Source organism: Pseudomonas sp. SWI36 (assembly GCF_002948105.1).
Taxonomy (GTDB): Bacteria; Pseudomonadota; Gammaproteobacteria; order Pseudomonadales; family Pseudomonadaceae; genus Aquipseudomonas; species Aquipseudomonas alloputida.
In genome coordinates this window covers 3,501,544-3,525,797 of the sequence record NZ_CP026675.1, presented here as the reverse complement: position 1 = coordinate 3,525,797, position 24,254 = coordinate 3,501,544, and the positions used below count along the sequence as shown (strand labels likewise).

The window sequence follows — 24,254 nt, the reverse complement described above, 5'->3', positions numbered from 1 at the left end:
GCCGGTTCGACACCGGCGGTTTTGATGCTGTCCGGCGTTGCCGGGGGTGGCCCGCTGTGAGCGAACCACCTGTGTAATGTCTGGTGTTGCCACCAGAAACCTTGCGGTGACCACATACATGAGGCCGCCACATCCAATTACAAGGCTCGAGATAGAAAATTTTTCATCAGGCCCAAAAAAACCGGGGCCGCTTGCGCGGCCCCGGTCCTTGTTACTTGTCGCGGCGCTCGTACTCGCCTTCGATCACGTTCGGGCGGTGGCCGCCATCACGCGGCTGCGCCTGGAAGGGGTCATCCTGGAATGCACGCTGGCGCATGGCCTGGGCCTCGGCACGCTCGCGCATCTTGCGCGCCGCCAGGCGGCGGGTGAATGGCAGCAGGCACAGCACACCCAGCACGTCGCTGATGAAGCCGGGCAGCAACAACAGGCCACCGCCCACGGCCAGCATCATGCCCTGGAACATGTCCTCGGCGGGCAATTCACCGCGCTGCAGGCTTTCACGGGCGCGCAATGCAGTCGCCAGGCCGGCCACCCGCATGACCAGTACGCCCAGGGCGGAGCCGGCGATGATCAGCAGCAACGCCGGGAAGAAACCGATAGCCGCGCTGACCTTCACGAAGACGAACAGCTCCAGCACAGGAAAAATCAGAAACAGCAGTAGAAAAGCACGCATCAAGGGTTCCTCGACGGAAGATAACCTTCCAATAAGACCTCAAATGGATGCCTGCGCTCCGGATTTCAACCCTCGGCTTGCATCACAAGCGGCCAATGGTCGGCGCGAGCCAGCAAAACCAAGGCCTCGCGGACTTGCGTCGGCGTGTTGCAAGTAGTGGGGAAAGGCAACCAGTGCACTGCCTGGCCGATGCGCAGGTGCATGCCTTCGCTGTCTACCCCAACCATCTGCGCCGGTACGTGCTGTGGCAACCCGGTCAATTCGACGTAGTGGGCAATGGCACTGGCGTGATCGCTGTTCATGTGTTCGATCATGCTCCCCTCGGCCTTGCCCGCGAACGGGTTGGCCAAGGTCACATGGTCAAGCCAGTGGATCGCACCGAAGCCGCCGATGTAGCGGTGGCGCACCGGTTGCAGCACCCAGAAATCGAAATCGTGGGCCTTGTGGTAGTCGGCCGCGTCCGGGAAATAGCGGTAATAGCGTTCGGCGGCGGCCTCGATGACGGCCTCGTCGACCAGCTTGTGCGCTTCGGCCATCACCGTCAGGCGCCCTACCGCCTGCACATCCTCGGCCTCGCGCTCACCCACCAGCAGCGAACACTTGGGGTCCTTCTGCAGGTTGTGGGTGTGCTGGGCAATGCGGCTGATCAGGATCAGCGGGTTGCCCTGGGCGTCCAGGCAGTACGGCACGACCGAACCGAAGGGGTAGCCAGGCATCGACCTGGAATGTGTCGAAAGCACGCCGCGGTATTCCTTGAGCAGCAGTTCCCGGGCGGGGCGAATGGCGTTGGTACTCACTTGAGGGCGGCTCCTGGCGGACGGGTTGGGGACAAGATAAGCATTATCAGCTGCCTGTGCCACTGACCTGCATCCAGACGCCTTACCAGGTAACGCCGAAGCCCGCGGTATAGCGTGTCTTGTCCAGGTCACTCTCACGCGTGCCGGTGATGATATCCTTCTCCGCCTTGAGGTTCAGCGAGGCCCACTCGGTGACCTTGTAGCGCAGGCCAACCTCGGCATCCAGCGAGTAGTCGGCCACGCCACCCAGCGGCTTGGCGAACTCGCCGTTGGTGAACAGCTGCACGTTCTTGCCGATCAGGTAGCGGGTGTAATCCCACTTCACGGCCGCAGAATAGAAATTATCCTTGCCGCCGTCCCGGTACTCGAAATCAGTGCGGTTGATCAGTGAGCCCAGCGAGAACGCACCCAGCTCATCGTCCCAGAACTGGTAACCCGGGCCGGTACCCACGGTGCGCTGGCGGGCCAGGTCTTCGATGTGATCGCGCTTGTATTCCGCACGCCCCTGCCAGAACCACTTATCGGTAATGAAGCGGTCCAGCGCGTACTCGGCGCTCCAGTTGTTGGTGGTGGTGACGTCGTCCTTGGTCTCGCGGTTGTACTCACCCTCGGCGTTGTGCCGCCAGCGGCCATGGCGGGCAGTGGTCTTGAAGCCCACGTCGTAATCGTCGGTGTCGTTCTCTGCGCGCTTGTAGTCCAGCGCCACGTCGACATTACCTTTCCACACGAAATCCTCGACCAGCGGCTTGGGCTTCATGATCTGCTCGATGCTGGCCAGCTCCACCGTCTTCGGTGAATCGCCATTGGCCAAGGTCACCTTGCCTGGCTCTGCCGCCTTGAGCGACTTGGCTTTCTCTCCGCTGTAGGCGTCCTGCTTGACCAGCATCTCCTGGTCGCTTTCCAGCGTCTGGACCTGTTTCCAGTCCAGGGCGATGGACCCGCCATAAGGGGTTTCCAGCAGCAGCTTGCCGCCGTCGAATACCTTGATCTTGCCACTTAGCCGGTCACCGTTCTTCATCCACACAGTGTCGGCCCACACTGGAGAGGCACACAGGGAAACAGCAAGAAGGCACAACAAGGATCTAGAATTCATAAACGGGCTTTGTTTGCGGACTATGGGTTCGATTTGACGAAAAAGCCGGGCATTATCCAGATACCCACGACCAGAGCAAGGACAGACCGGGAGTATGCCGTTGAGTTCAACTCTCATTTACCAGACCACCGGTCCGGTTTCATCTGCAGCCCAAGGCGGGCGAGATGTCTGATGGATATGAGCACGCCCTCGATTCGGCCGAGGGCCGACGAACGGCGCTGTATTCAGTACTGGGCCAAGTGCCACCCGGTAAGGTCGTGAGCTATGGCCAACTGGCCGAACTGGCCGGGCTTGGCCGTGCGGCGCGCTGGGTGGGGCGTACCCTGGGGCAGTTGCCTGCAGACACACGCCTGCCTTGGCACCGGGTGCTCGGTGCAGGTGGCCGGTTGAGCCTGCCGCTGGGCACCCCGTCGGGCGATGAACAACGGGCGCGGTTACGCGGGGAAGGTGTGAATGTAAGCAACAATCGTGTGGATATGACGCGCCATGGCTGGCGCCCAATGGAGCACAGCGGTTAGAGTGCGCGCTTTGTTTTCGAAAACTTGAGGCAGATGTTGGCCCATGCCCCGTAAAACCTGGCGCGCTGCGCTTGCTGCCTATGCCAGCCCGTCAACATTGGTACTTTTGCTACTCGGTTTCGCCGCCGGCCTGCCCTACATGCTGGTGTTCTCGACCCTGTCGGTATGGTTGCGCGAAGCCGGCGTTGCCCGTGAAACCATCGGTTATGCCAGCCTGATTGGCTTGGCCTACGCCTTCAAGTGGGTCTGGTCACCGCTGCTCGACCAATGGCGCTTGCCGCTGCTTGGCGGCCTCGGGCGCCGGCGTTCGTGGCTGCTGTTGTCGCAAGCGCTGGTGGTGATCGGGCTGGTCGGCATGAGCCTGTGCGACCCGCAACAACACCTCTCCTGGCTGATCGCCATGGCCGTACTGGTGGCCTTCGCCTCGGCTACCCAGGACATCGCTGTCGACGCCTACCGCCTGGAAATCGCTGACGACCAGCGCCAGGCCGCGCTCGCAGCCAGCTACATGGCCGGCTACCGGGTGGCTGCCTTGCTCGCCACGGCCGGTGCCCTGTTCTTCGCCGAGTGGTTCGGCTCTACCGGCTTCAGCTACCTGCACAAGGCCTGGGCCGGCACGTACGTGATGTTCGGGGTGATGATGCTGCCCGCCCTGTTCACCACGTTGGTCATGCGCGAACCACCAGTGCCCATGCGCACCCAGCTATCGGCAGCGCGCTACGGGCTGGTGCACCAGATGGCCTCGGTGTTCGTGCTGATCATCCTGCTGGTCTCGGTACCGGCCAGCTTCACCCAGATGTTCAATACCGGCTGGTCCAGCGTGATCTCCGGTGATGCCACGCCGCTCGACCTGCTGCTGGAAGACCGCGCCTTCCTGCGCCTGATCCTCTACGTGCTGCTGTCCTGGGCCTGCCTGTCGAGCCTCGGCCGTCGCGGCCTGGCCCCCGTGCTGACCCCGATCAACGACTTCATCACCCGCTACCGCTGGCAGGCTCTGCTGCTGCTAGGCCTGATCGCCACCTATCGCATGTCGGACACGGTGATGGGGGTGATGGCCAACGTGTTCTATATCGACATGGGCTTCACCAAGGACCAGATTGCCAGCGTCAGCAAGATCTTCGGCCTGATCATGACCCTGGTCGGCGCCGGGGTTGGCGGCCTGCTGATCGTACGCTTCGGCATCATGCCCATCCTGTTCATCGGCGGCGTAGCCTCTGCCGGCACCAACATCCTGTTCCTGATGCTGGCTGACATGGGGCCGAACCTGGAAATGCTGGTGGTGACCATCTCACTGGACAACTTCAGCTCCGGCATGGCTACCTCGGCCTTTGTCGCCTACCTGTCAAGCCTGACCAACCTGAAGTTCTCGGCGACCCAGTACGCGCTGCTCAGTTCGATCATGCTGCTGTTGCCGCGGCTGATTGGCGGGTATTCGGGCGTTATTGTGGAGAAGTTCGGCTACCACGACTTCTTCCTGATCACGGCGCTGCTGGGGGTGCCTACGCTGATCCTGATTGCCCTGCAGTGGCATCAGGAAGCCGGGCGGGGAACGCCAGTGGCGGACGACCACTCGGTGGCTGAGCGGCCCTGAAGTTTTGTATTGCCTGTGCTGGCCTCTTCGCGGGTAAACCCGCTCCTACAAGGCGGCGCGGCCCTGTGTAGGAGCGGGTTTACCCGCGAAGAGGCCGGCACGCGCTGCCTCGTAGGAGCGGGTTTACCCGCGAAGAGGCCAGCACGCGTTGCCTCGTAGGAGCGGGTTTACCCGCGAAGAGGCCAGCACGCGTTGCCTCGTAGGAGCGGGTTTACCCGCGAAGAGGCCAGCACGCGTTGCCTCGTAGGAGCGGGTTTACCCGCGAAGAGGCCGGCCCCGGCAATACCGATTATCGAGCTACAGCCCCTTCCCCAGGCCGCCCACCCACCACAAACCACAGCGGCCACAGCGCCAACGCCCCCGCCACCCCCGCCGCCAGGGCAAAATGCAGCAAGCTGGCACCGGCGCCAATCATCGCCAGCAGCGCACCGCCGAGCCCCAGCAAGGCAATGGTGATCATCCCCAGCATGGCCGAAACCAGCCCCTTGCTCTGCTCACTGGAGAACAGCGTCATGCGGTACAGCACCGCATTGGCCACGCCCAACCCCAGCGCATACAACGACATGCCGGCCACCACACTGGTCACGCTCGGCCAGTACCAGGTCGCCAGCACCATCAGGCACAGGCCAGCCAGGTATGGCCAGAGCGCGCCACGCACCAGGGCTGGCAGTGGGTAGCGATCGGCAATACGATTGATGATCAGGTTACCGAGGATCAGCCCGCCAAATACCGGCAACTGCCACAAGGCATACTCCAGGGTACTCAACCCCTCATCGTGAATCAGCAGCACCGGCGACAGGCCAATCCAGCCAATCAGCGGCAAGCCGACCAACCCAAGGGCGGCGCTGCCTGCAACGAAGCGGCGGTTGCCCAGCAACTGACCATAGCCCGCCAACAGCGGCAGCAGGTGAATCGGCGTGAACGCCAGCCGCGAGCCGTCACGGCGCTCCACGCCCAGGGTTTCCGGCATCAGGCGGTACAGCAGCAGCCAGGCCAGCACCGCGCCGATGGCGAATGCCACGAACAGCCAGCGCCAGTCCAGCCATTGCAGCAGCAAGGTGCCCACCAGCGGCCCGAGCAGGGGCGACAGCAAGGCGATGTTGGCCAGCAGGGCCATCATGCGTACGGCATCAGCCTCGCTGAAAGCCTCGTTCAGGGCTGGGTAGCTGACGGTGACCACAAAGCCCAGGCCAATGCCCTGCAACAGGCGCAACAGGTTGAACAGGCCGATGTCCTGGACCCAGAAGGTAGCCAGGCAGGCCAGGCCAAAGAATGCGCAGCCGACCAGCAGCAGCGGGCGCCGTCCATAACGGTCGGCCAACGGGCCGATCAGCCATTGCAGTACCACGCCCCCCAGCAGGTACAGGTTGAGGGCATGGGGTATGTATTCGGGGCTGGCGTCGAGGTCGCTGACCACGACCGGCATGGCCGGCATGACCGCGTCGCTGGCCAGGTAGGTCAGCAGTTCGAACAGGGCCAGGGTCAGGCCGAACAGCAAGGCACGCAGAGGGGTGATATACAGCAGTGGTTTCATGATGGCGTATCGGGTGTGGCGGGCGGGGTCACGCTATATGCCAGAAATGGCTGGAAATTGCTGTGAGCAAGTGTAATCAGGGTCGGAAAAAGCTGGGGCCGCTTTGCGCCCCTTCGCGGGCAAGCCCGCTCCTACACAGAACACGCATGTCCTCGTAGGGGCGGGCTTGCCCGCGAAGGGGCGCAAAGCGGCCCCGGCTTGAACGCGGCATTACTGCGTTGCAGTCTCCTGCACCACGCGAATAACCCGCTGCGGGAACGGAATGTCGATCCCTTCGGCCTTCAACCGGTCACGCGCATACTCGTTGAGCATGAACATCACGTCCCAGTAATCGGAGGTCTTGGTCCACAACCGCAGCGATACGGTGATCGAGCTGTCGCCCAGCGTCGACACGACCGCCTGCGGTGCCGGGTCTTGCAGAACACGCGGGTCCTTTGCCAGTTCCAGCAACACATTGCGGGCCTTCTGCAGGTCGGCCTCGTAGTCAACGCCCACATCGAACACCACCTTGCGCGTCGGCTGGCGGTTGGTGTTGGTAATGATGCCGTTGGACAGGCTGCCATTGGGCATGATGACCGTCTTGTTGTCACCGGTGCGCAGCACGGTGTGGAAGATCTGGATACTGTCGACGGTGCCGGCAACGCCCTGCGCCTCGATCCAGTCACCGATACGGAACGGGCGGAACATCAGAATCAGCACACCACCGGCGAAGTTCGCCAGGCTGCCCTGCAAGGCAAGGCCGATGGCCAGGCCTGCGGCACCGATGGCGGCGACGAACGAGGTGGTCTCGATGCCGATCATCGAGGCCACGCTGACCAACAGCAGCACCTTCAGCACGATGTTCGCCAGGGTGCTGATGAAGCCCTGCAGCGCCAGGTCGGCGTTGCGCAGCCCCACCAGCTTGCCGAGGCGGGCGCTGACCTTGTTGATGATCCACCAGCCGACCGCCAGGGTCAGCAGTGCCAGCAGCACACGGCTGCCGTATTCCATGATCAAGGGAATCCACGTCTGGGATTGGCGGACGAGCTGATCGACTTCAGCGTTCAAATCCATATTCATCTCCTGATGCCGAGCGGCAAGTACACGGTAGAACAGGCCGCGCGTGTTATTACGCAACCCCGGCCCCCATGGACATCATTTGGCCATCGGGGTTCCGGGCCACCCCCGCATCAGTCGCGGAAGTTGTTGAACTGCAGCGGCATGTCGAATTCCTTGGTGCGCAGCAGGGCAATGGCTTCCTGCAGATCGTCACGTTTCTTGCCGGTTACCCGTACCTGCTCACCCTGAATGGCGGCCTGTACTTTCAGCTTGCCATCCTTGATGGTGGCAACGATCTTTTTTGCCAGGTCCTTGTCGATACCTTCGCGGAACTTGGCTTCCTGTTTCTTTTCCTTGCCGGAGGCGTAGGGGTCCTTGGTTTCCAGGCACTTCACGTCGATCTTGCGCTTGACCAGTGCCAGGCGCAGGATCTCCAGCATCGCCTCGAGCTGGAACTCTTCCTCAGCGGTGAGCATCACGGTCTGCTCTTTGTCCTTGAACTCGAAGGTGCCTTTGCCCTTGAGGTCGTAGCGGCGGTCCAGTTCCTTGATGGCGTTGTCGACCGCGTTCTGCACTTCGTGCTTGTCCAGTTCCGATACCACGTCGAACGAAGGCATGGTTGTTCTCCCAAAATAAAAGCGCGCTCAGGCTGAAGATGGAGCGCGCTGGGTTTGAAGGTTAAAATGCGGGCTCATTATAACGGGTTGCGAAACGCATATGAGCAGCACCTGGCATATTCTCGGCGCCGGTAGCCTTGGCAGTCTGTGGGCCTGCCGCCTGGCACGCGCAGGCAAGGCCGTGCGCCTGATCCTGCGTGACGGGCAACGGCTACAGGCCTATCAGCAGGCCGGTGGCCTGACCCTGGTCGAACAGGAGCACACCCGGCACTACGCCATACCTGCCGAAACGGCGCAGGCGCAAGGCCCGATCCACCGGCTGCTGGTGGCCTGCAAGGCCTATGACGCTGCCCCGGCGATTGCCGGTGTAGCGCCACGGCTGGCCGAGAGCGCCGAAGTGCTGCTGTTGCAGAATGGCCTTGGCAGCCAGGATGAAGTCGCCGACCTGGTGCCGCACGCTCGCTGCATCTTCGCCTCCAGCACCGAAGGCGCCTTCCGCGAGGGGGACTGGCAGGTGCGTTTTGCCGGCCATGGCTTCAACTGGCTGGGCGACCCACGTAACCCCATGATCCCCGCCTGGTTCGATGACCTGCACGAGGCCGGTATCCCCGCGCAATGGACAGTAGACATACTGACCCGCCTGTGGCGCAAGCTGGCGCTCAATTGCGCCATCAACCCGCTGACCGTCCTTCATGATTGCCAGAATGGCGGGCTGCTGGGGCACCTGGGTGAAGTGCAGGCCCTGTGCGTCGAGCTGGCCCGACTGCTGCGCCGTTGCGGCCAGCCGCAAGCAGCCGAGGGGCTGGACGAAGAAGTGCAGCGGGTAATCCTCGCCACCGCAGCCAACTACTCTTCCATGTACCAGGACGTGCATGCAGGACGGCGCACCGAGTTGCACTACCTGCTCGGCCATGCTTGCCGCGCTGCGGGCCGTCATGGCCTGCACTTGCCGCAGCTGGAACACCTGCTGCAGCGCTTGGTCGAAAACCTGCGCGCGCGTGGTTTGCCCTGCGACTGACGCGGCCCTTCAACCGGATACGGACATTGCCTTGCCCATGACCTTGCGCCAACGCCTGGAAAACCTCCCGGTCGGGCAGAAGCTGCTGGCGGCCCTGCTGGTATTGCTGGTGACCATCTTGCTGATGGCCAACCTCACCTTCATCAGCGCCGCCTACTGGATCACCCAGGAAAGCATGGCGCCCCAGGCCATGCAGACCATCGGCCGGCTGGTGGCCAATCCTCAGCTTGCAGCCCGCGCCGGCGACACCCCGGAAACCGCCCGTGCCCTGCTCAAGGAACTGGAAAGTTACACACCGCTGCGCGCCGCCGCGGTCTACGGTGGCGATGGCCGAATGCTGGCGCAGTTGCAGCATGGCGAGCCGCTGGCCCTGCCCAAACGTTTTCGCAACATCGACGGCTGGCGCCTGATGGAGTTTCGCAGCACTCAGTTGATCCGCATCCCCCGCGATGCCAACCCACCGGCACACTTGCTGCTGGTAGCCAGCAGCGAACTGCCCACGGCGTTCTACACCGGCACACTCAGCGCCAGCCTGGGCATCCTGGTGTTCAGTGTCCTGCTATGGATCGTCATCGCACGGCAGATCAAACGCCTGATCACCCAACCGATCAACCAGCTTGAGGAACTCAGCCGCCAGGTTACCCGCGAAGAGAGCTACGCCTTGCGCGCCCAGCGCGGCAACGACGATGAAATCGGCAGCCTGGCCGAGGCCTTCAACACCATGCTGTCGCGCATCGAGGCCCGCGAGCAGCAGCTCAAGAGCGCCCGCGACGAGTTCCAGAGTGCCTACGACCAGGCTCAGGGCCTTGCCGAAGAAACCCGCCACACCAACCGCAAGCTGGAACTGGAAGTACAGGTACGCAGCAAGATCGAGAAAAAGCTCACCGGTTTCCAGAACTACCTCAACAGCATCATCGACTCGATGCCCTCGGCACTGATTGCCCTCGACGAACAGCTCTACGTGACCCAATGGAACCACGAAGCCACGGTGCTTTCCGGCACGCCACTGGACGAGGCACTTAACCAGCCGGTGTTCATTGCGTTCGAGCCGTTGAAGCCGTTCCTCCCGCAACTGAAGGAAACCGTGGAAAAACATCGAGTGGCGAAGATCGAGCGGGTAACCTGGCCCAAGGGCGACGACCTGCGCCACTACGCCCTGACCTTCTACCCACTGACCGGCGGCGGCGGGCGCGGCGTGGTCATTCGTATCGACGACATCACCCAGCGCCTGTCATTGGAAGAAATGATGGTGCAATCGGAAAAAATGCTCTCGGTCGGTGGTCTGGCTGCCGGCATGGCGCACGAAATCAACAACCCGCTGGGCGCTATCCTGCACAACGTGCAGAACATTCGCCGACGCCTGTCGTCCGACCTGCCGCGCAACCAGGAACAGGCCGAAGAGCTGGGCATCGACCTGGCCACGATCAACCGCTACCTGGACAGCCGCGAGGTGCCGCAGCTGCTCGACGGCATTCAGCAGGCCGGCGCCCGGGCGGCGAAGATCGTCACCCACATGCTCAGCTTCAGCCGCCGCAGCAACCGCCAGCTGGTGCCATGCGAGCTGCCGGCGCTGATCGATCAGGCGCTTGAAATTGCCGGCAATGACTTCGATCTGGCCATCGGCTTCGACTTCAAGGGGCAAGCCATCGTGCGCCAGTTCGACCCCGACCTGGGGCCGGTGCCATGTACCGCCAACGAGCTGGAACAAGTACTGCTCAACTTGCTGAAGAACGCAGCCCAGGCCATCCACCAACGCCCGCAACCCAGCGAGCCCGGACGCATCACACTGCGCACCCGGCTAAACCCGCCATGGGCGGAAATCCAGGTCGAAGACAACGGCGTCGGCATGCCCGAGGCGGTGCGCAAGCGCACCTTCGAGCCGTTCTTCACCACCAAGGAAATCGGCCAGGGTACCGGGCTGGGCCTGTCGGTCTCCTACTTCATCATCACCAACAACCACAAGGGGCAGATGGAAGTGCAATCCACGCCAGGCCAAGGCACCTGCTTTACCCTACGCCTGCCCCTCACCCAGCCGGCAGCGGCGGTGCCGGCCAGAACGGAGCAATGACATGGGCTACCGCCTTTCGAAGATCTATACCCGCACCGGCGACAAAGGCGAAACCGGCCTGGGCGACGGCCGTCGGGTGCCCAAGGACCACCCGCGGATCGAAGCGATTGGCGAGGTGGACAGCCTGAACAGCCAGTTGGGGTTGCTGCTGGCGGGGCTCGCCGAGCATGGGCTGAATGAAGTGACCACAGTGCTGGCGCCGTGTCAGCACCGCTTGTTCGACCTGGGTGGCGAGCTGGCGATGCCCAGTTACCAGGCGTTGAACCTGGCAGAAGTGGAACGCCTGGAGGCGGCCATCGATGTGTGGAACGAAGAGCTGGGGCCGCTGAAGAACTTCATTCTGCCCAGTGGTTCGGCGCTGGTGGCGCAGGCGCATGTGTGCCGCAGTCTGGCGCGCAGTGCAGAGCGCCGGTGCCAGCAGTTGAATGCCGTGGAGCCGCTGGAAGGCGTTGGTTTGGCGTATATCAACCGGCTTTCCGATCTATTGTTCGTGGCGGCGCGGATCATCGGGCGGCGGCAGGGGGTGGCTGAGGTTTTGTGGCAGCCCGCCGAGAAACCGAAAGGCTGATACTTCTGGGGCTGCTTTGCAGCCCATTCGCGGGCTTGCCCGCTCCCACAGGTTTGGACTGCCCCCAAGAAGTTGGACACCAATCCAACCCTTGGGGGATCTATGGGTAAGTACACCGAGCAATTCAAGCTCACAGCGATCACAGCCTACCTGGATGGCAGCAACGGTTTCCGAAAGGTGGCTCAACACTTAGGTATCGATTTCAGCCTGCTTCGACGCTGGGTGGCCAGTTATCAGGCCAATAATGGCATTGGTCCAGGCTCGCATGGGCGGCGCTATACCAGTGATTTCAAACAGCAGGTGCTTAGCTATATGCACGAGCATCGGCTTTCGCTGCGCCAGACCGCTGCCCACTTTGGTCTTGGGCAGTCCTCTCAGATAGGCATTTGGCAGCGGCAGTACTACAGTGGCAGTCCTGCACCCTCTACTGCCATCAAGCCAAGAAAGCCAATCGACGTGTCGAAGAAGATCAAGCCTGCCAAACCCACCGATACCAATGATGATCAGAAGTCTCGAGATCAGCTGATGGCTGAACTTGAGTACCTGCGCATGGAGAATGCTGTCCTAAAGGAGCTCAAGGCTCTGCGCGAGGAAAAGGAACGAACACGCGGGAAAAAGTCCTGATCGTTTCCAAACTCAAGCGCAGGTTTCCTTTGCCTGACCTCCTTCAGTTGGTCGAGCTGGCGCGCAGCACCTTCTACTACCAGCTCAAAGCTCAGCAGAAGCCAGACCGGCATGCTGAGCTCAAGGCATTGGTGCATCGCGTCTATCACGAGCAGAAACGGCTTTATGGTTATCGCCGTATCGCACTCGTAATCAGGAAGGAAAAGCGGGTGAACAAGAAGGTCATTGAACGGCTGATGGCTGAGCAGGGATTGAAATCAGTAGTGCGCCCCAAGAAATATCGCTCCTATCGAGGTACCGTCGGCAAAGTGGCAGCGAATGTACTGGAGCGAAATTTTGTCGCTCAACGCCCAAACCAGAAGTGGGTGACTGACGTAACCGAGTTCAAAGTAGCTCAACAGAAGCTCTATCTGTCGCCCGTGATGGATTTGTACAACGGCGAAATCGTGGCCTACGAAATGGCCAGCCGCCCGTGCTATAGCCTGGTTGGGAACATGCTTGGCAAAGCGCTCGATTGCCTGGGAGAGAAACCGAAGCTCGTGCTGCATTCGGATCAGGGATGGCATTACCAGCAGGCGCAATACCGCCGTAAGCTAAGCGAATGCGGGGTAAAGCAGAGCATGTCCCGAAAAGGCAATTGCCTGGACAACGCGGCCATGGAAAGCTTCTTCGGCACGCTGAAATCTGAGTTTTTCTACCTGAAGCGTTTCGAGAGCATTGATGAGCTGAGAGCGGGTCTGGATGAGTACATTCACTACTACAACCATGATCGCATCAAGCTGAGGCTCAATGGCCTGAGCCCTGTGGAGTACAGGGCTCAGGCTGCAGCTTAAAACTGTCCAACTTTTGGGGGGCAGTCCAGGTTTCGAGCAGGCTTGAAGCTTGTGAGTTTCCTGTGGGAGCGGGCCCCGCGAATGGGCCCCGCAGCAGCCTCAGTTACAGGGGACTCAGGCCTCGGGCCAGAACGCCCGGATCCCGGCCACACCCTGTGCACCCGCCTCCCAGGCCTGCTGGCGCTCACTCGGCCCTATCCCACCCAGTAGATAAACCGGCTTGTTGAACCCGGCAATCACGCGCTGCGCCTCATCCCAGCCCAGCGGCACCGCATCCGGATGCGTCAGGGTCGCCTGCACTGGCGACAAGGTGACAAAGTCCACGCCCATCTGCTCAGCCAGCGCCAGCTCTTCGGCACTGTGGCAGGATGCCGCCAACCAGCGCTCCTTGGGGAACGGCCGGCCCCTGGCGGCGTACTTGCGCAGCTGCGCGGCCGTCAGGTGCCAACCGGCCGCCGGGAAATCACCCAGCCATTCCAGTGGCCCTTTCAGCATCAGCTGCGCCTTGCCCGCACACAGCCCGACCGCATCCACCGCCACGTCGCGGTACTTGGGGTCGTACATGTCCGGGGCACGCAACTGGATCAGACGGATGCCATTGGCCACGGCCTTCTGGATGCCCTTGAGCAGCTGCGGCACCTCCAAGCCATCCGGGGTGATCAGGTACTGGTCCGGCAGGCGCGCAGCGGCGACGATCGGCTTGTTGGCCTCGGGGAATTCGTACTGCGGCAAATCGCGCGGGGCAACCCATTCCAGCGGCTGGCCTTCGGCACCATGGGGTTCGCCAGTGAACGCTTCGACCTCGCGCACGTCCAGCAGCACCTGCTTGTCCGGGTAGTCATGGCTGACCTTGATCAGCGCACGCGACCGACTTACCTCGATGCCCAGCTCCTCGCGCAGCTCGCGGGCAAGCGCCGCTTCGACGCTTTCGCCTTCTTCCACCTTGCCACCGGGGAACTCCCACAAGCCGCCCTGGTGCTGAGTATCGGCACGGCGTGCGATCAGAATACGGCCATCAGCACCGCGAATGACGGCAGCTACTACATGAATCCGTTTCACGCTTTACGCTCCTCCAGGCCTGCCTGTTGCCATGCCTGGAAGGCTGGCCACTGATAAATGGTCTCGATGTAGGCTGCCGCCTCGGCGGGGACTTCTACGCGGTAGGTGCGCAGGCGCACGGCCACCGGGGCAAAGAAGGCATCGGCCAGGCTTGGCTTGCCGAACAGGAACGGGCCGCTGTCCTTGGCCACCACGCGGCATTCGGACCACAGCGCGACGATACGGTCGATATCGACCTGCACGTCCAGCGGCACAGTGTCCAGCGCCTGGTCACGCGACAGGTCGAACGGCATGGCACCGCGCAGGGCGAAGAAACCGCTGTGCATCTGCGCGCAAGCCGAACGGGCCTGGGCGCGGGCGGCTGCATCGGCAGGCCACAGCTGGGCGTCGGGGTGCTGTTCGTTGAGGTATTCGGCAATGGCCAGGGAATCGGCGATCACACCGTGCTCGGTCTTGAGCAGCGGCACCTTGCCGGTGGAGGAGAAAGCGAGGATGCGCTGGCGGGTATCAGGCTGGTTCAGCTTGATCAGGGTTTCTTCGTAGGGCACGCCAGCCAGCTCGAGCGCCAGGGCGCCACGCAGCGACCAGGAGGAGTACAGCTTGTCGCCGATGATCAGGTGATAGCTCATGGTTCGGCTCCATCAGGTTTGTATTGCAAAACCCGCAGGCCGCTACGCGGCCTTTCGCGGGCAAGCCCGCTCCTGCAGGGACCGCACCGCTCCTGCAGGCATTGCAACACCTGTGGGAGCGGGCGTGCCCGCGAAGAGGCCTTCGGATCAGTAGATCAGGTACGGTACTCGGCGTTGATCTTCACGTACTCGTGGGACAGGTCAGTCGTCCAGATGGTTTCGCTGCACTGGCCACGGCCCAGTTCGATTCGGATGGTGATCTCTTCCTGGGCCATCACTGCCGAACCCTGCGCTTCGGTATAGCTCGGGCTGCGGCCGCCTTTGCTCGCGATGCAAACGCTGTCCAGGTAGACATCGATCAGGCTCACATCCAGCTCCGGTACACCGGCACGGCCTACGGCGGCGAGGATGCGGCCCCAGTTCGGGTCGGAAGCGAACAGCGCGGTCTTGATCAACGGCGAGTGGGCCACGGCGTAGCCAACGTCCAGGCACTCCTGGTGGTTGCCACCGCCGTTGACCTGCACGGTCACGAACTTGGTCGCGCCTTCGCCGTCACGGACAATGGCCTGGGCCACTTCCATGCACACTTCGAACACGGCCTTTTTCAGCGCTTCGAAAAGCGCGCCGCTGGCTTCGGTCACTTCCGGCAGGTCGGCCTTGCCGGTAGCGATCAGCATGCAGCAATCGTTGGTCGAAGTGTCACCATCGATCGTGATGCGGTTGAACGACTTGTTGGCGCCGTCCAGCATCAGGTCCTTGAGTACCTTTGGCGCCACCTTGGCGTCGGTGGCGATGTAGCCCAGCATGGTCGCCATGTTCGGGCGGATCATGCCTGCACCCTTGCTGATTCCGGTAACGGTGACGGTCACGCCATCGTGCTGGAACTGGCGGCTGGCCCCCTTGGGCAGGGTGTCGGTGGTCATGATGCCGGTAGCGGCCTCAGCCCAGTTGTTTTCCGACAGGTTGTCGAGGGCGGCCTGCAGCGCGCCTTCGATCTTTTCGACCGGCAGCGGCTCGCCAATCACGCCGGTGGAGAACGGCAGTACCGACTCGGCCGGTACGCCAGCCAGTTCGGCCAGCTTGGCGCAGGTGCGCTCGGCGGCGGCCAGACCTGGCGCGCCGGTGCCGGCGTTGGCGTTACCCGTGTTGGTCAGCAGGTAGCGCACGGTGCCCTGTACACGCTGCTTGGACAGGATCACCGGCGCGGCGCAGAAGGCGTTGAGGGTGAACACGCCCGCCACGCTGGAGCCTTCGGCACAGCGCATGACCACCACATCCTTGCGCCCCGGGCGCTTGATACCGGCAGAAGCGATACCGAGTTCAAAACCCGGAACCGGGTGCAGGGTGGGCAAAGGACCAAGACCAACAGCCATTAGAGCGCTCCTAGAAAAAACGATGATGTCGAAAAAGGGGCCGCTTCGCGCCCCATCGCGACACAAGGCCGCCCCCACAAGGATCGCGCCCGTTCATTGACGAGCGCGGTACCTGTGGGAGCGGCCTTGTGTCGCGAAAGGGCCGCAAAGCGGCCCCAGGCTTGTACAACGTAAGGTTCAGATCACTCGATCTGACCATGGCAATGCTTGAACTTCTTGCCCGAACCACACCAGCACGGCTCGTTGCGGCCCAGCTTCTGGTCATTGCGTACTGGCGCCGAGGCTACCGCTACTTCAGCACCCTCCTCGCTCAGTTGCTCACTTTCCAGGCCCGGTGCAGCGGCGTGCTGGAACTGCATGCGACTCGCCAGCTCTTCGGCCTCGCGGCGCAGGCGGGCTTCCTCTTCGGCCGGGTCTTCGCGGCGAACCTGTACGTGCGACAGCACGCGGATGGTGTCGCGCTTGATCGACTCCAACAGCTCCTGGAACAGGCTGAACGACTCGCGCTTGTACTCCTGCTTCGGGTTCTTCTGCGCATAACCACGCAGGTGAATACCGTGACGCAGGTGGTCCATGGTCGACAGGTGGTCTTTCCACAGGTCGTCCAGTACGCGCAGCAGAATCTGCTTCTCGAAGGTTCGCAGGGCCTCGAGACCGGCCTGGTCTTCCTTCTCGGTGTAGGCCGTGGTGATCTCGCTCAGCAGCTTCTCGCGCAGGGTCTCTTCGTAGAGGTGATCGTCCTCGTCGAGCCATTGCTGGATTGGCAACTTGATGGCGAAATCGCTGGCCAGCGAAGCCTCCAGGCCGGCTACGTCCCACTGCTCTGGCAGCGACTGCGGCGGAATGTGCTGGCTGATGGTAGCGTCCAGGACTTCCTTGCGGAATTCGACGATGGTGTCGCCAATGTTGTCGGCGGCCAGCAGGCTGTTGCGCATGTGGTAGATCACCTTGCGCTGCTCGTTGGCGACGTCGTCATATTCGAGCAATTGCTTACGAATGTCGAAGTTGCGGCCTTCGACCTTGCGCTGGGCTTTCTCGATAGCGTTGGTGACCATGCGGTGCTCGATGGCCTCGCCCGACTGCATGCCCAGTGCCTTCATGAAGTTCTTCACCCGGTCAGAGGCGAAGATGCGCATCAGGCTGTCTTCCAGCGACAGGTAGAAGCGGCTGGACCCCGGGTCGCCCTGACGACCGGAGCGGCCGCGCAGCTGGTTGTCGATACGGCGCGATTCGTGGCGCTCGGAAGCGATTACATGCAGGCCACCCGTCTCGATCACTTGCTGGTGACGCTTCTGCCAGTCGGCCTTGATCTGGGCGATCTGCTCGGCTGTCGGGTTTTCCAGGGCAGCCACTTCGGCTTCCCAGTTACCGCCCAGCAGGATGTCGGTACCACGGCCAGCCATGTTGGTGGCGATGGTCAGGGCACCTGGCGCGCCAGCTTGCGCGATGATCTCGGCTTCCTTCTCGTGATACTTGGCGTTGAGCACCTTGTGGTCGATCCCTTCCTTTTTCAGGAGGTTGGACATGTGCTCGGAAGTTTCAATGGTCGCAGTACCCACCAACACCGGTCGGCCCAGCTTCATGCTTTCCTTGATGTCGGCGATGATCGCGGCGTATTTCTCGTCAGCGGTCAGGTACACCAGGTCGTTGTAGTCCTTACGCGCCAGTGGCTTGTTCGGCGGAATGACCATCACGTTCAGGCCATAGATCGACTGGAACTCGAACGCTTCGGTGTCGGCGGTACCGGTCATGCCGGACAGCTTGGTGTACAGGCGGAAGTAGTTCTGGAACGTGGTCGAAGCCAGGGTCTGGCTCTCGGCCTGGATGTTCAGGTTCTCTTTTGCCTCGATGGCCTGGTGCAGGCCCTCGGACAGGCGACGACCCGGCATGGTACGGCCGGTGTGTTCGTCGATCAGCAGAACCTGGCCGTCCTGGACGATGTACTCGACGTTGCGGTGGAACAGCTTGTGTGCACGAAGACCGGCGTAGACGTGTGTCAGCAAGCCCAGGTTGTGCGCGGAGTACAGGCTCTCGCCTTCAGCCAGCAGGCCCGCCTGGGCCAGCATCTCTTCGATGAACTGGTGACCGGCTTCGTTCAGCTCCACCTGGCGACTCTTCTCGTCGATGGTGAAGTGGCCTTCCTGGGTGACCTGGCCTTCGACCTCTTCGATGTGCTGGGTGAGGCGCGGGATCAGGCGGTTGATCTCGATGTACAGCTTGGAGCTGTCCTCGGCCTGACCGGAAATGATCAGCGGGGTACGCGCTTCGTCGATGAGGATGGAGTCGACTTCGTCGATCACGGCGAAGTTAAGTTCACGCTGGAACTTCTCGTCCTGGCTGAACGCCATGTTGTCGCGCAGGTAGTCGAACCCGAATTCGTTGTTGGTGCCGTAGGTGATGTCGGCTGCATAGGCGGCGCGCTTTTCTTCCGGCGGCTGGAAGGCCGAGACGATACCGACCGACAGACCGAGGAATTCGTACAGCGGGCGCATCCAGTTGGCGTCACGGCGCGCCAGGTAGTCGTTGACGGTGACCACATGCACGCCCTTGCCGGACAATGCGTTGAGGTAGACGGCCAAGGTACCGACCAAGGTCTTGCCTTCACCGGTGCGCATTTCTGCGATCATACCCTCGTGCAGGGTCATGCCGCCGATCAACTGCACATCGAAATGGCGCATGCCCATTACGCGCTTGCCGGCCTCGCGGGCCACGGCGAAGGCTTCGGGCAGCAACTGGTCCAGTGTCTCGCCTTTGGCCAGGCGTTCCTTGAACTCTGCAGTCTTGCCCCGCAGTTGCTCGTCGGAGAGGGCCACCATCTTCTCTTCGAAGGCATTGACGATACTCACCGTCTTGAGCATGCGTTTGACTTCACGCTCGTTCTTGCTTCCAAAAAGTTTTTTTAACAAAGGCGCAAACATATCGGCAGGATCTTCCACACGTAGGGATGGAGGGCGGCCCCATGAGTCGCCCGTGCAGCCCATAGGCCGCATGCGAACGAGCATTCTACCCGGAAACGATGGTGAGGAAAGTGGTGGATTTCCACGATGCTGATACAGCGTTTTGGCGGGGGCCTGTTTTAGATAGGGGCATTTTCACTGAGTTCAAGGCTTGGCAACATGAAAGCTATCGAGAACCAGTCTTGTCTTTGGCTGCCTGTGCCGGCCCCTTCGCGGGTGAACCCGCTCCTACGAGGTATCGATAGCCCTGGTAGGAGCGGGTTCACCCGCGAAGAGGCCGGTACAGGCAACGGAGATGTTAGACTGTGCCCACGTCACCTCACGCGTACCCCCATGGCCTACAAACCCTCCCCCGCCCAGCCGCCCTCCGCCCTGCTGCGCCAGGTGCGCCCGCTGCGCCTGCTGCTTAACCAGGCCGAGCGCCTGGAACACTTGCAGCGCCTGCTGGAAAGCCAGTTGCAACCGGCTGCCCGCGAGCACTGCCATGTGGCGTCCTGGCGCGATGGTACTTTGTTGCTGGTGGTTACCGACGGCCATTGGGCAACCCGCCTGCGCTACCAGCAGAAGCGCTTGTTGGCGGCACTGCAGGCCATGGAAGCATTCGGCAACCTCAGGCGCATCCTGTACAAGGTGCAGCCGCCGCTGGTGCCGGCCAAGCGTGGCGGGCATGCTGCCGAGCTTTCGAACAGTGCGGCCGAGAGCCTGCGCGACACCGCCGAAGGCATTACCGACCCCAAACTGCGCGCAGCACTGGAACGGTTGGCCGCCCACGCCCAGGGCAAGCCATAAAAAAGGCCACCCGAAGGTGGCCTTAATGAACTAGAGAGTGTTCGAACTTACACGGCCGCAACAGGGCGCATGTACGAGATCGGTGCCGTACTGGCATCTTCGAAAGTGACCACTTCCCAGGCATCGGTTTCAGCAATCAGCTTGCGCAACAGCTGGTTGTTCAGCGCGTGGCCGGACTTGAAGCCCTTGAACTCGCCGATCAGGCTGTTGCCCAGCAGGTACAGATCGCCGATGGCGTCGAGGATCTTGTGCTTGACGAATTCGTCTTCGTAACGAAGGCCGTCTTCGTTGAGCACGCCGTCCTCATCGACCACGATGGCGTTCTCGACACTGCCACCCAACGCAAGGTTGTGCTTGCGCAGGTACTCGATGTCACGCATGAAACCAAAAGTACGCGCGCGGCTGACTTCCTTCACGAACGACGTGCTGGAAAAGTCGACGCTGGCGCTCTGGGTCCGGTTGCGAAGCACCGGGTGATCGAAATCGATCTCGAAGCTCACCTTGAAACCTTCGAAAGGCAGGAACGTGGCGCGCTTGTCGCCCTCTTCCACGGTTACCTCACGCAGGATGCGGATGAACTTCTTGGCTGCGTCCTGTTCTTCCAGGCCGGCAGACTGAATCAGGAATACAAAAGGACCGGCGCTGCCATCCATGATCGGCACTTCCGAGGCGGAGAGCTCGACGTAGGCGTTATCGATGCCCAGACCCGCCATGGCGGAGAGCAGGTGCTCGACCGTATCGACCTTGACGTCACCGTTGACCAGCGTCGTCGACATGGTTGTCTCGCCGACGTTGGCCGCACGCGCAGGAATCTCGACCACAGGGTCGAGGTCGGCGCGGCGGAAGACGATGCCGGTGTCAACAGGTGCAGGCTTGAGGGTCAGGTAGACCTTCTCCCCGGAGTGCAGACCGACACCTGTGGCACGGATGGTATTCTTCAGGGTGCGTTGTTTAATCATGGCATTGGCCGCTTCAGCGCAAATTGCGAACAGGTATCAACAAAGGCTGGGGATGATAACAGACCCAACCTTTGATGAATACCAATCACCTTTATACCCCTGATAAATTCCATTAATCAGCCTGACGACGCAGGAATGCCGGGATATCGAGGTAGTCCAGGTCATCCTGAGGGTTCAGTTTAGCGGCTGCGGCAGCACCTGCATGCGCCTGGTTGCGCATGACGGTCGGGCGCTCCAGGTCACGGTAGTTGACCGCTGGCTGCTCCTGGCGCACCGGCGCAGGATTGGACGCTTCGTACGCCTGCTGGGCAGTCTGCAGGGTATTGTCGACCACCTTCACAGGCTTCTCGATGCGTGCGCCCAGACCAGTGGCCACCACGGTCACGTGCAGTTCGTCGCGCATGTCCGGGTCGATCACGGTGCCGACCTTGACCATCGCGTGGTCGGAGGCGAAGGCTTCGATGATGCTACCCACGTCGGAGTACTCACCCAGCGACAGGTCCGGGCCTGCGGTGATGTTCACCAGGATACCGCGGGCGCCCTGCAGGTTGACGTCTTCCAGCAGCGGGTTACGGATAGCTGCCTCGGTGGCTTCACGCGCACGGTTCGGGCCGCTGGCGCAACCAGTACCCATCATGGCCATGCCCATTTCACCCATCACGGTGCGCACGTCGGCGAAGTCGACGTTGATCATGCCGGGGCGCTTGATGATGTCGGAGATACCGCGTACGGCACCGGCCAGGACATCGTCAGCCTTGGCGAAAGCGGACAGCAGGCTGGCATCCTTGCCCAGGATGGTCAGCAGCTTCTCGTTGGGGATGGTGATCAACGAGTCGACGCTTTCAGCCAGCATGCGAATGCCTTCATCGGCGATCTGCATGCGCTTGCGGCCTTCGAACGGGAATGGACGGGTCACCACTGCTACGGTGAGGATACCCATTTCCTTGGCCACTTCGGCAATGATTGGCGCTGCACCGGTACCGGTACCGCCACCCATGCCGGTGGTGATGAACACCATGTTGGTGCCCTGCAGCACTTCGGCGATGCGCTCACGGTCTTCCAGCGCGGCCTGACGGCCGACTTCCGGATTGGCACCGGCACCCAGGCCCTTGGTCACACCCGTGCCCAATTGCAGGATGGTGCGCGCGCCAATGTTTTTCAGCGCCTGGGCATCGGTGTTGGCGCAGATGAATTCCACGCCTTCGATGCTGCTCTTGACCATGTGATTGACGGCGTTGCCGCCACCACCACCAACGCCGATCACTTTAATGACCGGACTTTGCGGGACGTTGTCTACGAGCTCGAACATTTTCCCTCTCCTTACAGTTCTCTAGTTGTTGCGCCTACCACTACTGCTTTGAAACTTAGAAGTTGCCCTGGACCCACTTCTTGAAGCGTTCAAGCACTGGGGCCTTCGGTTCATCGCCATAGCTGTTGCTGCTGCTGTTGCTGTTACCGGTCAGGGCCAAGTCCTCGGACTGCTTCAGCAGGCCGTAGGTGAGCAAGCCCACACCAGTGGAATAGATCGGGTTGCGCACCACGTCGCTCAGCCCCCGAACGCTGTGCGGCACGCCCAGGCGTACCGGCATGTGGAAAATTTCCTCGGCCAGTTCGACGGCGCCTTCCATCTTCGCGGTGCCGCCAGTGAGGACGATGCCGGCGGGCACCAGGTCTTCGTAGCCGCTGCGGCGCAGTTCGGCCTGGATCAGGGTGAAGAGCTCGTCGTAACGTGGCTCCACCACCTCGGCCAGGGCCTGGCGCGACAGCTCGCGCGGTGGGCGATCGCCCACGCTTGGCACCTTGATGGTCTCGCCAGCGCCAGCCAGTTTGGCCAAGGCACAGGCGTAGCGGATCTTGATTTCTTCGGCGTACTGGGTCGGGGTACGCAGGGCCATGGCGATGTCGTTGGTCACCTGGTCGCCAGCAATCGGGATGACCGCCGTGTGGCGGATGGCACCCTCGGTGAAGATGGCGATGTCGGTGGTGCCGCCACCGATGTCCACCAGGCACACGCCCAGCTCTTTTTCATCATCGGTCAGCACCGAGTAGGCCGAAGCCAGCTGCTCGAGGATGATGTCGTCGATTTCCAGGCCGCAGCGGCGCACACACTTCTCGATGTTCTGGGCGGCGTTGACTGCGCAAGTGACCACGTGAACCTTGGCTTCCAGGCGCACGCCAGACATGCCCAGCGGCTCGCGCACGCCTTCCTGGTTGTCGATCACGTAGTCCTGCGGCAAGGTGTGCAGCACGCGCTGGTCGGCCGGAATCGCCACGGCCTGGGCAGCGTCGAGTACGCGCTCCAGGTCGGCCAGGCTGACTTCGCGGTCACGGATGGCGACGATGCCGTGGGAGTTCAGGCTGCGGATGTGGTTACCGGCCACACCGACGAACGCCGAGTGGATACGGCAGCCGGCCATCAGCTGCGCCTCTTCCACGGCGCGCTGGATCGACTGCACGGTGGACTCGATGTTCACCACCACGCCTTTTTTCAGGCCACGGGACGGATGGGTGCCGATCCCGACGATTTCCAGGGAGCCGTCTTCGCCCACTTCGCCCACCAGCGCCACCACCTTGGAGGTGCCAATGTCCAGCCCGACGATCATTTTGCCGCTATGCGCGTTTGCCATGGTCCTGCCTCTCTCTAATTCTTCGCAACGGCGGGTTGGGCCGTCGTCGGTGCAATCGGTTCCCGCCAACCAACGGCAAGTCCGTTGGAATAACGCAGATCAATGCGGGCGATAGTGGTGATCTGGTCTTTGAGTGTCTTGTCGTAAATGGCAATGAAACGGCGCATCTTCTCCACCAGATGATCGCGCCCCAGCAGCAACTCGATGCCTGGCCCGGCACTACTCGCACCGGTGGTCAGGAACCAGCTGCCTCGCTCGCGCAGCTCCAGGCGAGCGATGGAAAAGCCCAAGGGGCGCAGCATCTGGCTCAATACCTGATACTGCTGCATGACTTGTTGCTGAGCACGCTGCGGCCCGGCCAGCTGCGGCAGGTGCTCATAGTTGGCCAGCTCGCGCGGGGTGAAAGCCTGACCCTGGTTGTTGAGCAGGGCTGCGTCCCCCCAGCGTGCCACCGGCAGCTGCTCTTCAAGGCGGATCACCACCTCGTCGGGCCACACCCGGCGCACTTCGGCGTGGGCGATCCACGGCATCTGCTCGAGCTCGGCGCGCATCGCCGGCAGGTCGACGCTGAAGAAGCTCGCCGCCACGTAGGGCGCGATACGCTGCTGCACCGATTGCTGACTGATGTAGCTGAGGTCGCCCTGCACATCGATCTTGGTGATCGGGCGGTCGGCGTACGGCATCAGGCGAATGGCGCCCTCGTAGGCACCAAAGCCGGCCGCCACCAGCAACACCGGCCACAGCAAGCGCTTCAGGCCGCCCAGGCTTGGCCGGGGCAGGCGCGCCGATACGGGCTCGTCGGCCACCAGCCGGCTGGCACCACGCGGCACCGGCTTGCTACGGCCGGTAACGGGTTGCTGCTGACGTATCATCGCGCCTTGCATGGTTA

At 62.1% G+C, this 24,254-nt stretch carries 21 protein-coding genes; 7 read left to right on the top strand and 14 right to left on the bottom strand.

The features are described 5' to 3' along the window. Positions 1–211 precede the first annotated feature (211 nt). The 3 genes from C4Q27_RS16835 to C4Q27_RS16825 all read right to left on the bottom strand — a co-directional run bounded on the left by C4Q27_RS16835 (position 212) and on the right by C4Q27_RS16825 (position 2,563). Complete coding sequence (locus C4Q27_RS16835; RefSeq protein WP_003251903.1) at positions 212–673, bottom strand: FxsA family protein; 462 nt, start codon at positions 671–673, stop codon at positions 212–214. A 65-nt stretch (positions 674–738) separates the two neighbouring features. Then, positions 739–1,470, bottom strand: a complete 732-nt coding sequence (locus tag C4Q27_RS16830; RefSeq protein ID WP_064491142.1) for a HugZ family protein — start codon at positions 1,468–1,470, stop codon at positions 739–741. 82 nt (positions 1,471–1,552) lie between these two features. Further along, positions 1,553–2,563: a DUF481 domain-containing protein gene (locus C4Q27_RS16825; RefSeq protein WP_064491143.1), complete on the bottom strand. Its 1,011-nt coding sequence runs from the start codon at positions 2,561–2,563 to the stop codon at positions 1,553–1,555. Between the two features lie 164 nt (positions 2,564–2,727). Between C4Q27_RS16825 and C4Q27_RS16820 the strand changes: the two genes are divergently transcribed. Both C4Q27_RS16820 and C4Q27_RS16815 read left to right on the top strand, forming a co-directional pair. Further along, positions 2,728–3,081: an MGMT family protein gene (locus tag C4Q27_RS16820; protein WP_020191618.1), complete on the top strand. Its 354-nt coding sequence runs from the start codon at positions 2,728–2,730 to the stop codon at positions 3,079–3,081. 43 nt (positions 3,082–3,124) lie between these two features. Then, entirely contained in the window at positions 3,125–4,672 is a 1,548-nt protein-coding gene (locus C4Q27_RS16815; protein ID WP_014592267.1) for an AmpG family muropeptide MFS transporter, read from the top strand. A 289-nt stretch (positions 4,673–4,961) separates the two neighbouring features. On the opposite strand, the gene C4Q27_RS16805 is transcribed toward C4Q27_RS16815, so the two are convergent. The 3 genes from C4Q27_RS16805 to C4Q27_RS16795 all read right to left on the bottom strand — a co-directional run bounded on the left by C4Q27_RS16805 (position 4,962) and on the right by C4Q27_RS16795 (position 7,861). Next, complete coding sequence (locus C4Q27_RS16805; protein ID WP_020193624.1) at positions 4,962–6,206, bottom strand: MFS transporter; 1,245 nt, start codon at positions 6,204–6,206, stop codon at positions 4,962–4,964. A gap of 210 nt (positions 6,207–6,416) precedes the next feature. Continuing rightward, a complete protein-coding gene (locus tag C4Q27_RS16800; protein WP_003251892.1) occupies positions 6,417–7,259 on the bottom strand; it encodes a mechanosensitive ion channel family protein in 843 nt (280 codons plus the stop codon). A 116-nt stretch (positions 7,260–7,375) separates the two neighbouring features. Further along, positions 7,376–7,861 (bottom strand): YajQ family cyclic di-GMP-binding protein, encoded by a 486-nt coding sequence (locus C4Q27_RS16795; protein WP_003251890.1) that lies wholly within the window; start codon positions 7,859–7,861, stop codon positions 7,376–7,378. A 100-nt stretch (positions 7,862–7,961) separates the two neighbouring features. Here C4Q27_RS16795 and C4Q27_RS16790 point away from each other — a divergent pair, with 100 nt between their 5' ends. The 4 genes from C4Q27_RS16790 to C4Q27_RS16775 all read left to right on the top strand — a co-directional run bounded on the left by C4Q27_RS16790 (position 7,962) and on the right by C4Q27_RS16775 (position 12,972). Further along, a complete protein-coding gene (locus C4Q27_RS16790) occupies positions 7,962–8,879 on the top strand; it encodes a putative 2-dehydropantoate 2-reductase (RefSeq protein WP_064491373.1) in 918 nt (305 codons plus the stop codon). A 37-nt stretch (positions 8,880–8,916) separates the two neighbouring features. Further along, a complete protein-coding gene (locus C4Q27_RS16785; RefSeq protein WP_020193627.1) occupies positions 8,917–10,947 on the top strand; it encodes an ATP-binding protein in 2,031 nt (676 codons plus the stop codon). A gap of 1 nt (position 10,948) precedes the next feature. Further along, positions 10,949–11,515 carry a cob(I)yrinic acid a,c-diamide adenosyltransferase gene (locus C4Q27_RS16780; protein WP_020193628.1) on the top strand — a complete coding sequence of 189 codons (567 nt, stop codon included), beginning with the start codon at positions 10,949–10,951 and terminating at the stop codon, positions 11,513–11,515. 102 nt (positions 11,516–11,617) lie between these two features. After that, positions 11,618–12,972 (top strand): IS3 family transposase gene (locus C4Q27_RS16775; protein ID WP_098089532.1). Its coding sequence is split into 2 segments (ribosomal slippage): positions 11,618–12,091 and positions 12,094–12,972, totalling 1,353 coding nucleotides; the frame shifts between segments, so codons are not numbered across the junction. 114 nt (positions 12,973–13,086) lie between these two features. Here the strand turns inward: C4Q27_RS16775 and C4Q27_RS16770 are convergent. The 4 genes from C4Q27_RS16770 to secA form a co-directional block, all read right to left on the bottom strand. Beyond that, complete coding sequence (locus C4Q27_RS16770) at positions 13,087–14,031, bottom strand: Nudix family hydrolase (RefSeq protein WP_104887089.1); 945 nt, start codon at positions 14,029–14,031, stop codon at positions 13,087–13,089. After that, positions 14,028–14,660: a glutathione S-transferase family protein gene (locus tag C4Q27_RS16765; protein ID WP_010952462.1), complete on the bottom strand. Its 633-nt coding sequence runs from the start codon at positions 14,658–14,660 to the stop codon at positions 14,028–14,030. The genes C4Q27_RS16770 and C4Q27_RS16765 overlap by 4 nt, the downstream gene beginning before the upstream one ends. 155 nt (positions 14,661–14,815) lie before the next feature. Beyond that, the gene (gene argJ / locus C4Q27_RS16755; protein ID WP_010952461.1) at positions 14,816–16,033 is read right to left on the bottom strand and encodes a bifunctional glutamate N-acetyltransferase/amino-acid acetyltransferase ArgJ; all 1,218 of its coding nucleotides are present in this window, start codon (positions 16,031–16,033) and stop codon (positions 14,816–14,818) included. Positions 16,034–16,215: 182 nt separating this feature from the next. Beyond that, complete coding sequence (gene secA / locus C4Q27_RS16750) at positions 16,216–18,951, bottom strand: preprotein translocase subunit SecA (protein ID WP_104887088.1); 2,736 nt, start codon at positions 18,949–18,951, stop codon at positions 16,216–16,218. Between the two features lie 372 nt (positions 18,952–19,323). Between secA and C4Q27_RS16740 the strand changes: the two genes are divergently transcribed. After that, positions 19,324–19,779: a DUF721 domain-containing protein gene (locus C4Q27_RS16740; RefSeq protein WP_003251875.1), complete on the top strand. Its 456-nt coding sequence runs from the start codon at positions 19,324–19,326 to the stop codon at positions 19,777–19,779. A 47-nt stretch (positions 19,780–19,826) separates the two neighbouring features. Here C4Q27_RS16740 and lpxC read toward each other — a convergent pair whose 3' ends face one another. From lpxC to C4Q27_RS16720, 4 genes are all read right to left on the bottom strand, one after another. Then, on the bottom strand, positions 19,827–20,738 hold the full coding sequence (lpxC, locus tag C4Q27_RS16735) for a UDP-3-O-acyl-N-acetylglucosamine deacetylase (protein ID WP_003251873.1): 912 nt from the start codon (positions 20,736–20,738) through the stop codon (positions 19,827–19,829). 112 nt (positions 20,739–20,850) lie between these two features. Then, complete coding sequence (gene ftsZ / locus C4Q27_RS16730; RefSeq protein ID WP_003251871.1) at positions 20,851–22,047, bottom strand: cell division protein FtsZ; 1,197 nt, start codon at positions 22,045–22,047, stop codon at positions 20,851–20,853. A gap of 55 nt (positions 22,048–22,102) precedes the next feature. Next, the gene (ftsA, locus tag C4Q27_RS16725; RefSeq protein ID WP_104887087.1) at positions 22,103–23,365 is read right to left on the bottom strand and encodes a cell division protein FtsA; all 1,263 of its coding nucleotides are present in this window, start codon (positions 23,363–23,365) and stop codon (positions 22,103–22,105) included. A 14-nt stretch (positions 23,366–23,379) separates the two neighbouring features. Beyond that, positions 23,380–24,249, bottom strand: a complete 870-nt coding sequence (locus C4Q27_RS16720) for a cell division protein FtsQ/DivIB (protein ID WP_003251865.1) — start codon at positions 24,247–24,249, stop codon at positions 23,380–23,382. Positions 24,250–24,254: the final 5 nt, after the last annotated feature.

Excerpts from the sequence above, each read along its gene's own strand:
- ftsZ (WP_003251871.1), bottom strand. The coding sequence starts at position 22,047 with ATGTTCGAGCTCGTAGACAACGTCCCGCAAAGTCCGGTCATTAAAGTG.
- C4Q27_RS16820 (WP_020191618.1), top strand. The coding sequence starts at position 2,728 with ATGTCTGATGGATATGAGCACGCCCTCGATTCGGCCGAGGGCCGACGA.
- secA (WP_104887088.1), bottom strand. The coding sequence starts at position 18,951 with ATGTTTGCGCCTTTGTTAAAAAAACTTTTTGGAAGCAAGAACGAGCGT.
- ftsA (WP_104887087.1), bottom strand. The coding sequence starts at position 23,365 with ATGGCAAACGCGCATAGCGGCAAAATGATCGTCGGGCTGGACATTGGC.
- C4Q27_RS16825 (WP_064491143.1), bottom strand. The coding sequence starts at position 2,563 with ATGAATTCTAGATCCTTGTTGTGCCTTCTTGCTGTTTCCCTGTGTGCC.
- C4Q27_RS16720 (WP_003251865.1), bottom strand. The coding sequence starts at position 24,249 with ATGCAAGGCGCGATGATACGTCAGCAGCAACCCGTTACCGGCCGTAGC.
- C4Q27_RS16785 (WP_020193627.1), top strand. The coding sequence starts at position 8,917 with ATGACCTTGCGCCAACGCCTGGAAAACCTCCCGGTCGGGCAGAAGCTG.
- C4Q27_RS16790 (WP_064491373.1), top strand. The coding sequence starts at position 7,962 with ATGAGCAGCACCTGGCATATTCTCGGCGCCGGTAGCCTTGGCAGTCTG.
- C4Q27_RS16765 (WP_010952462.1), bottom strand. The coding sequence starts at position 14,660 with ATGAGCTATCACCTGATCATCGGCGACAAGCTGTACTCCTCCTGGTCG.
- C4Q27_RS16780 (WP_020193628.1), top strand. The coding sequence starts at position 10,949 with ATGGGCTACCGCCTTTCGAAGATCTATACCCGCACCGGCGACAAAGGC.
- argJ (WP_010952461.1), bottom strand. The coding sequence starts at position 16,033 with ATGGCTGTTGGTCTTGGTCCTTTGCCCACCCTGCACCCGGTTCCGGGT.
- C4Q27_RS16805 (WP_020193624.1), bottom strand. The coding sequence starts at position 6,206 with ATGAAACCACTGCTGTATATCACCCCTCTGCGTGCCTTGCTGTTCGGC.
- C4Q27_RS16835 (WP_003251903.1), bottom strand. The coding sequence starts at position 673 with ATGCGTGCTTTTCTACTGCTGTTTCTGATTTTTCCTGTGCTGGAGCTG.
- C4Q27_RS16795 (WP_003251890.1), bottom strand. The coding sequence starts at position 7,861 with ATGCCTTCGTTCGACGTGGTATCGGAACTGGACAAGCACGAAGTGCAG.
- C4Q27_RS16800 (WP_003251892.1), bottom strand. The coding sequence starts at position 7,259 with ATGGATTTGAACGCTGAAGTCGATCAGCTCGTCCGCCAATCCCAGACG.
- C4Q27_RS16740 (WP_003251875.1), top strand. The coding sequence starts at position 19,324 with ATGGCCTACAAACCCTCCCCCGCCCAGCCGCCCTCCGCCCTGCTGCGC.
- lpxC (WP_003251873.1), bottom strand. The coding sequence starts at position 20,738 with ATGATTAAACAACGCACCCTGAAGAATACCATCCGTGCCACAGGTGTC.
- C4Q27_RS16815 (WP_014592267.1), top strand. The coding sequence starts at position 3,125 with ATGCCCCGTAAAACCTGGCGCGCTGCGCTTGCTGCCTATGCCAGCCCG.